Below are 13407 nucleotides of genomic sequence, written 5' to 3'. Positions count from 1 at the left end.
CCGGCTCAACTGGCGAGCTCGGTGACCCGGACCAGGCCGAGGACCTCGTCCCGCAGGCTCTCCATCACCGCCGGGTCGGCCGCCTCGGAGTTCAGGCGCAGCAGCGGCTCGGTGTTGCTGGGGCGCAGGTTGAACCACCACAGGCCGGCCGGACTGCCGTCACCGCTGGGCGCGTCGGCCTCGTGGCTGACGGTCAGACCGTCCTGCCGGTCGATCTGCACGCCCGGACGGTTCTCGAAGGCCTTCACCACCCGCTCGGTCGCGAGCTCGACGTCGGACACCACCGAGTTGATCTCCCCGCTCGGCGTGTACCGCTCGTACGGCTCGACCAGGCCGGAGAGCGGGCCGTCCTGCTCGCCCAGGGCCGCCAGCACGTGCAGCGCCGCCAGCATGCCGGTGTCGGCGAACCAGAAGTCGCGGAAGTAGTAGTGCGCCGAGTGCTCGCCGCCGAACACCGCGTCGTACTTGGCCATCTCGACCTTGATGAAGGCGTGGCCGACCCGGGTGCGCACGGCCGTGGCGTCGTTCTCGGCGATCACCTCGGGCACCGCCCGGGAGGTGATGAGGTTGTGGATGACGGTGGCCTTGCGACCGGCCGCGCGCTCCTTGGCGATCTCCCGGGCCGCCACCAGCGCGGTGATCGCGCTCGGGCTGACCGGCTCGCCCCGCTCGTCGATGACGAAGCAGCGGTCGGCGTCGCCGTCGAAGGCCAGACCCAGGTCGGCCCCGTGCGCGGGCACGGCCTTCTGCAGGTCGCGCAGGTTGGCCGGGTCGAGCGGGTTGGCCTCGTGGTTGGGGAACGTGCCGTCGAGCTCGAAGTACATCGGCACGATCTCGAGCGGCAGGTCGGGCAGGCCGATCGCGGCGCCGAGCACGGCGGGCACGGTCAGGCCGGCCATGCCGTTACCGGCGTCGACCACGATCTTCAATGTGCGGCGGGCCGGCAGCGGCACCAGACCGCGCAGGTGCTCGGCGTAACCGCGCAGCGTGTCCTGCTCCGAGACGGCACCGCGCAGAGCCGGCTCCGGTGCTTCCTCGCTGCCCCAGGTCGGGTGGTCGAGCAGGGCCTGCGCCAGGTCGCGAATCTCGGCCAGACCACTGTCCAGGCCGATCGGGCGGGCGCCGGCGCGGCACATCTTCATGCCGTTGTAGCTGGCCGGATTGTGGCTGGCGGTGAACATCACCCCGGGCGCGTCGAGGGCGCCGCTGGCGTAGTAGAGCCCGTCGGTGCTGCACAGACCGATCAGGACGACCTCGGCCCCCTCGCCGGTGACGCCGTCGGAGAAGGCCTGGACGAGGGCCTCACCGGTGTCGCGCATGTCGCGCCCGAGCAGCACGCGACCGGGCGGGCCGTCGGGGTTGGAGGTGAGCACCGCGCGGGCGAAGGCCGAGCCCAGGGCCCGAGCGATGCGCTCGGTCAGCTGGGTGCCGACGAGGCCACGGATGTCATTGGCTTTGACGATTTCGGTGAGCTGGGCCACCTGCGCAGATTAGCCGAGGCACCGCCCGTGACGTGCCCGGATCCGGGGCGGCGCGACGTGGATAACGCGTTTTGACCCGTTCGGCGGGCCAAAACGCGCCATCTCATCGCCGGGTGTCAGTTCTTCCGGGCCTTGTCGAGCACCGTGGAGACGCTCAGGGCGTCCCCGCCGTGCTCCCAGGTCTTGTGCTCACAACGGTGGCAGGAGGTGAACTCCACCGGGGTGCCGTCGGTCAGGTTCATCGACAGCCGGGTCACCCGGGTGCTGCCGCAGGCCTGGCACTGGATCTCGGCACGGTGCTCGCGCTGGGTGAGAGAACCCAGCGGGATGGACGGGCCGGCCGTGCGCCCGCGACGGCGGCCACGCGCCGGTGCACCGCTCGTCGAGTCCGCCGTGGAGGTCCGGGACTGAGTCATAGGAAGGGAGATCCTTGCTTCGGACGACAGGGGAAGTGACCCACGGCGAGCTGTCACTCGAACGCGGGCTGCTGCGATGCTCCCTGTCATTCGGCGAGTCACACCGGCACCTTTAGTCACCGGAGCGTCGCGGCATCCGGGCTTTACCCGAGCGATCCGGACAGAATTCCTGTGACCTACGACTCAGGTGAGGGGTTCACCGAGGATCGGGTCGCGCAGGACGCGCAGGTGCCCGCGGCGGCCCACCTCCACGGTGGAGAGCTCGGCGTCCGCATCCGGCGGGAGTTCCGCGGGAGCGGGGCGGGCGGCCTCACGGACGGCGTCGGCCAGAGCCAGGAGGTCGTCGTGCGAGGGCGGCGGGGGTGCGAACTCACCCGGCGAGAGGCGCACGACCTCCCAGCCGCGTGGGGCCGTGAGGCGCTCGGCGTGCACGGCGCAGAGGTCGTAGCAATGCGGCTCGGCATAGGTGGCCAGGGGGCCCAGCACCGCTGTCGAGTCGGAATAGACATAGGTGAGGGTGGCGACCGCTACCCGCTGGCAAGCGGTCCGGGAACAACGGCGCACTCCACTCACGATTGAGAAGTTACTCCCTCATCAGGCGTACCGGCTGCACCGGCGCGCCGACCCAATTCGCGTCGTCACCGGTACCGGCCCGGAAAGTTCGGCCGGGGTGACGTCTCACATCTTGCCCGATCCGTCCCCGGACGTCACGGCTGACGGGCATCCCGTCGCAGGCCGGGACGAATTCCACAGTCGTCCGGTGCTCCTCCAGTACGCTCGGATCTGTGGCCCGACCTCGCGCGATCCCGGATCCGGTGCCCCTTCCCGGCAGTGGCGGTCGCCCCCCGAAACGCCGCGACCGGCGTGGGCGCGGCATGCGGGGGCAGCTCCTCCCTCGCACCGTCCCGGCCTGGCGCAGCCGCGCCGACCGCTTCGACGACCTGGTGCTCGACGCGGTCGAGCGCCTGGAGGCCCGCTGGGCCCGCGAACTGGACGGTGTGGAGTTCGCCGTGGAAGACGTCCCCCCGAGTGATCCCTCCCCGTGGGAACACGGCGAGGTGCCGCTGGGGCGGTTCTTTCCCGCCGACGGCGCCCTGCCGCCGCGCATCGTGGTCTACCGGCGCCCGGTCGAGACCCGGGCCGCCGACGCCCAGGACATCGGTGAGCTGGCCCAGAGCGTGGTGGTCGAGCAGGTGGCCCACCTGCTCAACCTGACCCCCGAAGAGGTCGACCCGCGCTACAACCGCGACAGTTAGCGCAGGCCGAGCCGGGCATCGGACACGGCCGTGGACGGGGCCCGGTCGGCCCGGGGCGGCTCGACACCGAGCACCGTGATCACCGGCCCGTTGTCGTCGCTGCCGGTGGACACCACCGAGGCCGCGACCGGCCCTCCTTCGAACGCCGACACGTAGAACGCCGCGGTCTTCTCGTCCAGCGCGAACGCCGCGGCGGTACCGGCCCTCATCTCCACGTCGATCGGGTCGAGCCGTGAGCCCCCGGCGTCGTAGGGCGTGATCGTCAGCGAGGCGGCCTTACCCGGGGCGACCAGCGAGAGCGTCGAGCGGGTGCCCGGCGGCAGCATCGTGTACCCGTTCCCGGTCAGGGTCTTCGTGGCCGGCGCCCAGCCGAACTCGGTGGCGTGGTGTCCGGGCGCGGACGGACGGCCGATCCGCGCACCGGCGACCACCGGCACGTCCGAGTCGATCACCGCGGTGTAAGTACCGGACGCGACGCCGTGCACCGGGATGTCGACCACTCCCCCGCCCGGCACGTTCACCACTCCGGCCGCGGGCATCGCGACCGCCCCGGTCGAGCCCAGCAGCCGCAGGCGCACCACGGCCTCCTCGCTGCCGGGCACGGCCACCCGGATCGACGTGGACGCCGGCGCGGTGGTGTCGTCCGCCGTCTTCGAATAGCCGTTCACCAGCGAAATCCCGGGGACCAGCTGATGCTTCGAGGCATCGGCCGCCGGCGACACGACGTCCACCCCGCCGGCGACGAGGCCCCGCAGCACCGAGTCGTGCATCCGGGCGAGGACCCGGCCGCTGCGGGCCACCACGTGCACGGCCACGCTCTGCCGACCGGGCGCCAGCGCGTCGACGAACACCGGGCTCTGGCCACCCGCGGGCACCACCACCCCGGTGCCGGAGGGAGCCTCGGCCCGGCCGTCCTCACTGAGCACCGACACGTCGACCACCGAGGCGGTGGACGTCGGGTTCGACAGCACCAGCCGCAGCCGCTCACCGGCGACCGTGCCTCCGCCGACCAGCCAGGACTCCGCCGCGGGCTGGTCGCAGCGGCTCGCCGAGAGCCCCCGCAGATCGCCCCGGGCCGTGACCGTCGACTGCACCGCGGCCAGCTCCGGCGGACTCTGCGGGGTGTCGTCGGACGCGGACATCACGACCGGCCCCAGGCTCCAGGTGGACAGCCCGCCCAGCGACCGCTCCCCCGCCTTCACCGGCAGCTCGAGCTCGGTGCCGGTGTGGACCGGAACATCGCTCACCGGAAGGTTTTTACTGAGACCCCGCACGGTTTCGGACAGGTCGCCCCCGGCCTTCACCGTCGCCTCGCCATTGCTGCCCGAGGCCAGCAGGGCGCTGATCAGTACCCCGGCCCCGGGGCTGACCGCCTTGCCACCGTCCGGCACCACCAGGGTCTCCGGGCCGGTGCAGGCCAGCGTCGGCGCCGAGATCACCGCGGGAAGGGTGCTCGAAACGGTACGGACCCCGATCTGCTCGGGCAGCATCGCGGCCCCGACCGCGATCCCCCCGGCGACCGTCAGCACTCCCGTAACCGAAAGAACCTCACGTGCGCGCTGATTCACGAACTCTCTTCCTCCCCGGAGCCGGCGGGGGCGTCATTTCCCGCTTCCTGGCCGCGCTCACGGTTGGTTCCTCGATCCGATTCACCGCCAGTCTCCCGTGCCTCGAGGGGGCTTGCCGTGTCCCCATTTAGGGGTTCAGTGACTGCGGAATCAGGGAGACCCGCCGGTTTCGGAGGATTTTCGGACGGTCGTGAATCGCCCGGTTCAGCAGGGGTTTCGCCGGCCCCGGATTTTTCGTTCTCCCGCGAGACCCGCGGCCCCGGCGGCAGATGACGCACCGAGTCACCCCGTAACGGCCGCAGGATGTGGGACCCGGCTTCCGATGCCCCGACTCCAGCAGCCACCCCGGTGTCCGTCCCGATTTCGTCTTCGGTCGCGATGATCGAGGACGCGTCCGGCGAGAGTTCCGTATCAGTGTCGGGTTCCGCTGTGGCCGCGGCACCGGTTTCAGTACTTGACGACGCGTCCGGCGACGGTTCGGTGTCAGCTCCGGCCCCCGCCGTGGTCACGGGTCCGGCGTCACCCTCAACCATGGGGGACGCGTCCGGCGGCGGCTCGGTGTCGGGTTGCGGTTCGGTGGGTTTCGCGGGCGGGGTGGGTCGCTCCCGCTTCTCGGCGGCAGCCGGTTCCCCGTCCACGATTGCCTTGGTCACCGCTTCCCGGGCCGGCACTCCCTCGGCCGCCAGCGCCTCGGCGGCCTGGCGGGCCGCCCGGCGGCGGCGACGGGAAGGACGGTCTGCCATCGGGTCGTCCGCGTCGGCGGCCTCGAGGGCCAGGCTGCGGGCCAGGTCGGCCATCCGGGCCTGGTGCTGGGCGTAGGCCTGCCCCGAGTTGTCCGGACCCACCACACCCGAACGGGTTTCGCCTCCACGCGGGCGGTCCGGGGCGTCACCGGGCCGGCGGACGCGACGGCCGGTGCTGCCCGCCGGCATCGGCACGGGCTGCTGCGAGCGCCACGACTTGGGCGGGGGCAGCAGCCTCGGACGACGACGGGGTAGAGGCACCGCGGCGAGCAGGGCCAGGCCCAGCACGCCGAGCCGGGTCAGGTCGAGCGCCGGGCCGGCGGTGCCGGCGGTGTCGACGTGGCGCACGACCAGCGTGCCGCCGGTGCGGGGCAGCTCGAAGGCCTGGGCCCAGCCGGCGTGAAGGGCCGGGGTCAGTTCAGTACCGTCGAGCGTGGCGGTCCAGCCGGAGTCGGCCCGCTCGCTGAGCACCAGCTGACGGTCGGCCTCGCCCTCACCCAGGCGAGCGGTGAAGTCCACGCCCGGGGCGGGGACGGTCGCCAGCAGATCGCCGCTCCCCGACAGCACCCGGACCCGGGCCGGGCGATTCGGCGGCGGGACCGTGCCCGACGCGTCCTCTGCTGATGCGCCCCCGGAACCCGACGCCGCCAGCTCGACCCGCCACAGCACCTTGCCGTCGGAGTTGCTGACCCGCACCAGACCGGGCGCGACGTCGAGCGCGTCAACGGCGGCGTCGGCCGCGGCCGGGTCGGCGGGCCGGCCGGTGAGCAGGAGTACCGAACCGATGTCGAGATCGGCGAAGCGCGCACGCTGATCGGGTCCGGAGCCGGACAGCAGACCACCGATCGCGGTGAGCACCGGTGCGTCGGCCGCCGCGCGGGCGGCCGCGGCGGAGGGGGTCAGCGACGCGGCGGACTCCTGCCCGGTCTCGGGACCTCCCGTCCGGTAGAGGGCCCAGCGCACACCGTCACGGGTGGGCTGCACGGTGAGGGTGCGGGTCGCGGCCGGGCCGTTGGCCTCGGCGGCGGCCACGGCGGGCAGTACGACCGGGTCGGCGCGGTGCACCCAGCGGTCAGCGCCACCGGTCCACCCGTCGGCGGCCCACGAGGTCAGCACCAGCAACGGCGTGAGCACCGCCAGCGTGCCCACGGCGACGGCGCTCCAGTGCCGCACCCCGATGCTGCGCCGGCGCAGGCGTCCGGCCGCTCCGTCCAGGTGGCCCAGGGCCGCGACCAGCAGCGCCAGCAGGAGCAGCGAGACGGCGGGACCGGGCCAGCCGTGCAGCAGGCCCTCGGAACTGCGCCGGGTGTCGGCGACCGGGATCACCACGGCGGTGCCGAGTGCGGCCAGGGCCATCAGCCAGGCCCGGACGGCGGTCCGGCGGCGACGTCGGCCGAGGAGGGCCGTGAGACCGAGCAGGAGCGGGGGTACGACCACCACGACGGCGAGGCCCCGGAGCCACTGGCCGGCGTCACCGACACCGGTGAGGTCGGCGACGAGGCCGGCGGCCCGGTGCGCCGGGCCGTCATTGATGACGGCCGGATCGGCGGGCCACAGCAGGGCGGCCCAGGCCGTCGATCCGGACCGCACCGCGCCGGCCCCCCCGGGCTCGGCGAGCAGCAGACGCGGGTCGCTGACCACGGCCGTCCACCAGGGCAGGAGCAGCGTGGCCGGGACGGCGACCGTCCACACCAGCAGACGACGCCCGGCCCGGGCCGTCAGCGCCAGCAGGAGCACCGCGAACAGGGCCAGAGGGGCCAGGGCCGGGGCGGCGGCGATCAGGACGGTGAGAGCGAGCCCAGCGCCCGACGCCGCCGCCAGCGAAGCCCGGCGGCGCACCGGCGCACCGGCCGCACCCGGTGTTCTGGGAACGGGATCGGCCGGTCCCAGCCCGACGGCCCGGGACAGGGCCAGGGCGGTCAGCGGCAGCATCAGGTGGGCGACGATCGCGGCCAGACGTCCGGCGGTGACCGCGAGGACGAGCGACGGTGCGGCGGCCCACACCAGCGCGGCCCAGGCCCGCAACGCGCGCGACCGGGTCACCGCGGCGGCCGCCCACCAGGCCGCCAGCGAGGCCAGGGGCAGGGCGGCGAGCAGCAGGAACTCGGTGGCCACCCGGGTGGATCCGGCGAACGGCCAGGAGAGCAGCGCCAGCACCAGGTCGAACGGGTCGGCGACCGCGGAGAGCCCGAGCCCGGTGGGGCGCCAGCCCGACAGACCCAGCGACCAGAGATCGGCCGCCCGGGCGGGGGCGGGGATCAGCGCGTCGCCGACCGGGGTGCCCGTACCGCGCAGCAGCACCCGCAACGCCACCAGCCCGGCGGCCCCGGTCAGGACCGCGACGCTCAGGCCGATGCGCAGACCGGCCCGGCGCCGGGGCCGGTCGCGCTCGTCGTCGAACCGGATCTCGTCGATGACCTCGGGGGCGGCGACGTCGGCGGGGACGGCCGGGACCGGCTGCTCGCGCACGTCGACGACCCGGTCGTCCTGCGGACGGCCGTCGGACGTGCCCGATCGGGCAACGAAACCTGTTCGTCCGGCGCGGGCGGCGACCGAACCCGGCGCCGGCCGGGCCCAGGCCTCCTCCTGCGCCAGCAGGTACGACGACAGCCGGTCACGCCGCTGACGCAGCGCCGGGCGGGTGCCGGCGAGCAGGCGGCGGTACTCCCGGCGGGACATCCGGCGGCCCTTGCGGGCCCGGCGGCGGGCCCGGATCCAGGCGATCGGGCGACCGGCCGCCAGCAGGTACGCGGTGAGTTCGGCCATCGCCCGGTCGGGCTGCCGGAGGGTGAGCCGGGCCAGGGCCCGGGTCACCGCGGCCGCGCCGAGCCAGACCAGCAGGAAGGGCAGCAGGAGCAGCGGCGCCGAGGCCAGCCGCAGGTGCACGGCGGCCCGCCGGTCCCGCCGGGCCCAGGCCACGGCCCCGGCGGCATCGGCGCGCAGACCGGACGCGGTCGCCTCGGCGTGCGCCATCACGGCCTGCGGCACCACCACCACCCGCTCGCCGGCCAGGTGCGCGCGACGGCACAGGTCGAGGTCGATGCGAGCGTCGGCCAGCGCCGGGTCGGGGCCCCCGAGACGGTCCCAGAGATCGCGCCGGACAAGCATTCCCGGGGTCGCGACGGCCAGCACGTCACTGCGGTGGTCGAGCTGCCCCTGGTCGTAGTCGTCGACGTCCACCCCCGTGACCCGGGTGCCGAGCACCGACGTGGTGAAGCCGACGTCGAGCAGGCGGCGGCCGTCCGTCCAGCTGACCTGTTTGCAGCCGGCGATACCGATCGAGGGGCCGGAGTCGACGGTCTCCACGAGGCGCCGCAGGGCGTCCGGGGCCGGGGCGCTGTCGTCGTGCAGCAGCCAGACCCATTCCGCCGGCAAACCGGAAATACCTTCCGGTTGCCGGTTTTCCCCGGCCGCCGCCAGGGCGGCCGCAACCGCGTCCCCGAAGCCGGTCCGGGCATCGACCCGCACCACGTCGGGGGTGGCGATGGCGAGCATGTCGGCGGAGCTGTCGGAGGAGCCGGCGTCGACCGCGACGAGCCGGTCGGGACGCCGGGTCTGCGCCTCGAGGGCATCCAGGGTGCGGGGCAGGAAGGCGGCCCCGTCGTGAGCGACCAGCACGGCGGTCACGGCGAGGGCCGGACCGGGCTCGGCGGGTGGCTGCCAGTTCGACCAGTCGACCTCGTCGCCCGGCTGATCCAGCTCTGGGTCGACGAAAAGCAGGTCCGGACGCCGAATTTCGACGCCGGACCCGGCCTTGGCTAACGGTGCCCGGCCATCAGGGCTCACAGCGAACGTCTCATGGGACAGCTCTGACGGGGGTCTTCAGACCGCCTGCTTCTTCACCCGTCGGCGCTCCCGCTCGGAGAGCCCGCCCCAGATGCCGAACCTCTCGTCCTTGGCGAGTGCATACTCCAGGCACTCCGCCCGCACCTCGCACGACATGCAGACCCGCTTGGCCTCACGGGTGGAGCCGCCCTTCTCGGGGAAGAACGCCTCCGGATCGGTCTGCGCACAGAGTGCCCGCTCCTGCCATGCCAGTTCTGGCGGCAGACTGTCGGAACTCGTGGCAACCAGGGTGAGAACATCCAGCTCGGCCGAATTATCGCTCTGCTCTGCGTCGTTCGCGCTGTCGCTGATGATGATGTCACCTGCCGCCATGAGCTCGTGCACTTGGCGCCTCCCTCGAACCAGGCCCCTTTGACAGGGCGTTCCCCCCACTAAGCGTGATGGCGCGCATACGTTAGGTGATTTCATGCTGTCGACACCAATGAAATTACACGCGTGTCGTGCCGGGTGCGTCAAGCTGGAATCTGGTAGATGCTTCCGTTTGACACGTGCATCATCCCGTGTAGTACGCGGATTTTCACCCGTACCGATCGGGTGAAGACAGGACATTCCGAGTCGTGACATGTGGGGCTGATGCGCCCGTTGCGATCGTCGTCACGGCCTGCGCTCCCGAGCGGCCGGAAATGGGCCGGGAAAATGTCATCCTGCTGCCCTACTCATCCCTCCCCCGTTCGTCGGGGCGAAATCATTCGTTGCAGGTGCCAACTCCCGGTTGCGTGCCTTCGGTTCCCTGTGATGAGCACCGATGGGTCCCGAATGATGCTCCTCCCGCCGAACCGGCACCAGTGCACTGCCGTATGTATAGGTAGGTACACCCCCGCACCCTGACCGGCGGGAGATGTCCGGAGCCAGGACCCGATCCGGCGTCTGAAAGGATCACGGCATGCGCATCACGGCTTTGGCCGGCGGGGTCGGCGGCGCACGCTTCCTCCGCGGTCTTCTGCATCATCTCGATTCCCGGCCCCCGGCTGCGGGTGACGGGCCCCACGAGGTCATCGTCATCGGGAACACCGCCGACGACGTCACCCTGCACGGGCTCCGGATCTGTCCCGACCTCGACACCGTCATGTACACCCTCGGTGGCGGCATCCATCCCGAGCAGGGCTGGGGCCGGGCCGGGGAGACCTTCGGCGTGGCGGCCGAGCTCGAGGCCTACGGCGCCGAGCCGCAGTGGTTCACCCTCGGCGACCGCGACATCGCCACGCACCTGGTGCGCACCCGCATGCTCGGCCTGGGCTACCCGCTCTCCGCCGTGACCGAGGCGCTGTGCGCCCGGTGGCAACCGGGCGTCCGGCTGCTGCCCATGAGTGACGACCCGATCGAGACCCACGTGGTGATCGACGACCCGGACGCCGACCCGGCGCCCGACGGCAGCCCCGCGGTGAAGGCGGTGCACTTCCAGGAGTGGTGGGTGCGCCTGCACGCCGCCGCGCCGGCCCGGCAGATCCTCGCGGTCGGCATCGACCAGGCCAAGCCCGCGCCCGGTGTGCTCGACGCGATCGCCGGCGCCGACGTGGTGGTGCTGCCCCCGAGCAACCCGGTGGTCTCCATCGGCACGATCCTGGCCGTGCCCGGCATCCGTGACGCGATCCGCGCGACCCGGGCCCCCGTGGTCGGGGTCAGCCCGATCATCGGTGGTGCCCCGGTGCGCGGCATGGCCGACGCCTGCCTCACCGCGATCGGGGTCGAGACCTCGGCCGCCGCGGTGGCCGACCTGTACGCCGATTTCCTCGGCGGGTGGCTGGTCGCTCCCGGTGACCACGGCAGTGTGATGCCCGACGATGTCGCCCTGCGGGCGGTGCCGTTGCTGATGACCGACCTCGAGGCCACCGCGGCCATCGCCGGTGCGGCCCTCGACCTGGCGCAAGAGCTGGCCGGAGAGTCGGCGGGCCGATGACCGGCGAGCTCCTGGTGGTCCCGGTCCGGGGCATCGGTGAGGTGGGAATTGAGGACGACGTGGCCGCCCTGGTCGTGTCGGCTCTCGGCACGAACGGGCAGACGCTGACGGACGGTGACATTCTCGTCGTCTCCAGCAAGATCGTCTCGAAGGCCGAGGGACGCACCGCTCCCGCCACCGACCGCGACGAGCAGATCACCGCCGAGTCCCGGCGTCTGGTCGCGGCCCGGCGTACCCCCGGGGGCCTGGCCCGCATCGTCGAGGCCGCGGCCGGGCCGGTGATGGCGGCGGCCGGGGTGGACAACTCCAACGTCGCCCCGGGCACCGTCCTGCTGCTGCCCGTCGACCCGGACGCCTCCGCCCGCGTCCTGCGTTCCGCCCTGCACGCCCGGACCGGTGCGAACGTGGCCGTGATCGTCACCGACACGGCCGGGCGGGCCTGGCGGGACGGGCAGATCGACTTCGCCCTGGGCTGTGCCGGGCTCCCCCCCACCGAAGACCTGCGTGGCACCGACGACACGCACGGTCAGCGGATGGAGGTCACGATCCGCGCCGTCGCCGACGAGCTGGCCGCGGCCGCCGACCTGGTCAAGGGCAAGCTGCACGGCATCCCGGCGGCCCTGGTGCGGGGGTTCGGGGCCCACGTCCTGGCCGTGGGCACGCACGGTCCCGGGGCCGCGGTCATGCTGCGGCCCGCTGCGACCGACTGGTTCCGGTACGGCCAGGTGGAGGCCGTGCGCTGGTCGCTGGGGGTGGACCCGGCCGCGGTGGAACCCCTGGCCGTGCCGCCGAGCCCGGTGATGGACCGGCTGCTGCGCGCGGTCGAGGTGGCCCTGGCCGCACCCTCACCGCTGACCGGGGTGCCCGCCCCGGTCTGCGTCACCAACGTCGACGACGAGGGTCTGTTCGTCGTACCCGAGCTGCCCGCCGACCCGATCGCCCTCGGTGCTCTCGCCCAGCGGCTGTCCGCGGCGGCCTGGTCGGAAGACCTGACCGTGACGATCACGCTGGAGCCCCGAGGGCTGCGGGTGCTAGCGCGGTAGGTGGGTCGGGAGCGTCATGCGGGGTGCCCGGCGGGGACGGGTGACGGCGTCGAGCTCGAGCAGTTTCTGCACCCGGTAACGCTGCCCGCGGTAGCACTCGATCACCTCGGCGCAGCCCGCGTCGTCCATCACCGTGCCGGTCAGGGCCCAGGAGACGTTGCGCGACACGTGGTAGTCGGCCCAGGAGAACGCATCCGGGTCACCGTGCGCCCGCTGCCGGACCTCCGCCGCCGTCCAGATACCGATACCCGGCACGGTACGCAGCCTTCTCGCCGCCTCGTCGTGAGGCAGGCCGACGGTCTCCTCCAGACGCCCGGCCACCTGCGCGGCCGCCAGCACGGCGCGGCGCCGGGCCTCGTCCACGCCGGCCTTGAGCCAGACCCACGACGGGATCTGGCGCCAGGTCGCGGCGTCGGGCGGCACGTACATCCCGGCCGCCTCCGGCGCCGGGCCCGGGGCCGGCTCGCCGAACTTGACCACCAGGATGCGCCAGGCGCGCCGCGCCTCCAGCCCGGTGACCCGCTGCTCCAGGGCCGCCGGCACCAGGGCCTCGAACACGGCCCGGCTGCGCGGTACCCGGTAACCCGGGCGGGACCGCCAGGCCTGCACCAGCTTGGTGTGCTCGGGACGGGGCACGAACCCGGAGGCGTCATCGCCCTCCCCGAGCAGCTCCGGCACCCCGTCGAGCACCCACTGCGCGCCCGCCCCCCAGGCCGTGGCCTCCACCTCGCCGCTGGTGGTGCGCACGACCAGGCGCAGGAACGCCGGGCCGTCGGGGGTGCGGGTGGCACGCCAGATCGGGTCGCCCGGCTGCGTGCGGAAACACGGGTCGGACCCGCCCCGCCGCAGCCCGGACAGGATGTGGTGCACCGAGATCGGAGCCGCCGGACGGTAGGTGCGGCTCGCCGAGCGCACCGGGGTGACGGTGCGGGCCGCCGTGAGCCGGGCCGGCTCCTTCCGGGACCGGGGCGCACGGGCCGGGGTCACCGGCTCCGCGCAGTGCCCGCCCAGCCCCGAGAGTCCCGAGAGCTGGCCGCGGGTAACGATCCCGCCCGTCCCGGCGGGGTTCCGCCGGGTGGGTCCGTCGCTGGTGGTCACCCGCACATCCTGCACCGAGGAATCGATCGGCGGGCGGAACCCACGCGGAATCACGTCCG

General features: G+C 73.3%; 10 protein-coding genes. 3 read left to right on the top strand and 7 right to left on the bottom strand.

All coding sequences use genetic code 11. The annotated features are described in order from the left end of the window. Positions 1 to 5 precede the first annotated feature (5 nt). From LR393_RS16910 to LR393_RS16900, 3 genes are all read right to left on the bottom strand, one after another. Complete coding sequence (locus LR393_RS16910) at positions 6 to 1481, bottom strand: phosphomannomutase/phosphoglucomutase (protein ID WP_231484900.1); 1476 nt, start codon at positions 1479 to 1481, stop codon at positions 6 to 8. Between the two features lie 116 nt (positions 1482 to 1597). Then, positions 1598 to 1897 carry a hypothetical protein gene (locus LR393_RS16905; RefSeq protein WP_231484899.1) on the bottom strand — a complete coding sequence of 100 codons (300 nt, stop codon included), beginning with the start codon at positions 1895 to 1897 and terminating at the stop codon, positions 1598 to 1600. Between the two features lie 183 nt (positions 1898 to 2080). Next, positions 2081 to 2470: a DUF3499 domain-containing protein gene (locus LR393_RS16900; RefSeq protein ID WP_231484898.1), complete on the bottom strand. Its 390-nt coding sequence runs from the start codon at positions 2468 to 2470 to the stop codon at positions 2081 to 2083. Between the two features lie 212 nt (positions 2471 to 2682). Between LR393_RS16900 and LR393_RS16895 the strand changes: the two genes are divergently transcribed. Continuing rightward, complete coding sequence (locus LR393_RS16895; RefSeq protein WP_231484897.1) at positions 2683 to 3153, top strand: metallopeptidase family protein; 471 nt, start codon at positions 2683 to 2685, stop codon at positions 3151 to 3153. Here LR393_RS16895 and LR393_RS16890 read toward each other — a convergent pair. The 3 genes from LR393_RS16890 to LR393_RS16880 are packed head-to-tail and all read right to left on the bottom strand — an operon-like array spanning position 3150 to position 9622. Beyond that, positions 3150 to 4721: a DUF5719 family protein gene (locus LR393_RS16890; RefSeq protein ID WP_231484896.1), complete on the bottom strand. Its 1572-nt coding sequence runs from the start codon at positions 4719 to 4721 to the stop codon at positions 3150 to 3152. The two genes, LR393_RS16895 and LR393_RS16890, sit on opposite strands and share 4 nt — an antisense overlap. Then, a complete protein-coding gene (locus LR393_RS16885) occupies positions 4718 to 9250 on the bottom strand; it encodes a glycosyltransferase family 2 protein (RefSeq protein ID WP_231484895.1) in 4533 nt (1510 codons plus the stop codon). The genes LR393_RS16890 and LR393_RS16885 overlap by 4 nt, the downstream gene beginning before the upstream one ends. A 36-nt stretch (positions 9251 to 9286) precedes the next feature. Continuing rightward, positions 9287 to 9622: a WhiB family transcriptional regulator gene (locus LR393_RS16880; protein WP_269327402.1), complete on the bottom strand. Its 336-nt coding sequence runs from the start codon at positions 9620 to 9622 to the stop codon at positions 9287 to 9289. 571 nt (positions 9623 to 10193) lie between these two features. Here LR393_RS16880 and cofD point away from each other — a divergent pair. Both cofD and cofE read left to right on the top strand, forming a co-directional pair. Continuing rightward, a complete protein-coding gene (cofD, locus tag LR393_RS16875) occupies positions 10194 to 11207 on the top strand; it encodes a 2-phospho-L-lactate transferase (RefSeq protein WP_231484894.1) in 1014 nt (337 codons plus the stop codon). After that, positions 11204 to 12250 (top strand): coenzyme F420-0:L-glutamate ligase, encoded by a 1047-nt coding sequence (gene cofE / locus LR393_RS16870; RefSeq protein ID WP_231484893.1) that lies wholly within the window; start codon positions 11204 to 11206, stop codon positions 12248 to 12250. Before cofD ends, cofE begins: the two co-directional genes overlap by 4 nt. Here cofE and LR393_RS16865 read toward each other — a convergent pair. Then, complete coding sequence (locus tag LR393_RS16865) at positions 12239 to 13348, bottom strand: DNA-3-methyladenine glycosylase family protein (protein ID WP_231484892.1); 1110 nt, start codon at positions 13346 to 13348, stop codon at positions 12239 to 12241. The two genes, cofE and LR393_RS16865, sit on opposite strands and share 12 nt — an antisense overlap. Between the last annotated feature and the right edge of the window lie 59 nt (positions 13349 to 13407).

Origin of the sequence: Kineosporia mesophila, assembly GCF_021129235.1 — a bacterium.
GTDB lineage: Bacteria > Actinomycetota > Actinomycetes > Actinomycetales > Kineosporiaceae > Kineosporia > Kineosporia mesophila.
Note: the sequence above shows the minus strand (reverse complement) of the source record. Positions and strands in the feature narration are given on the sequence as shown.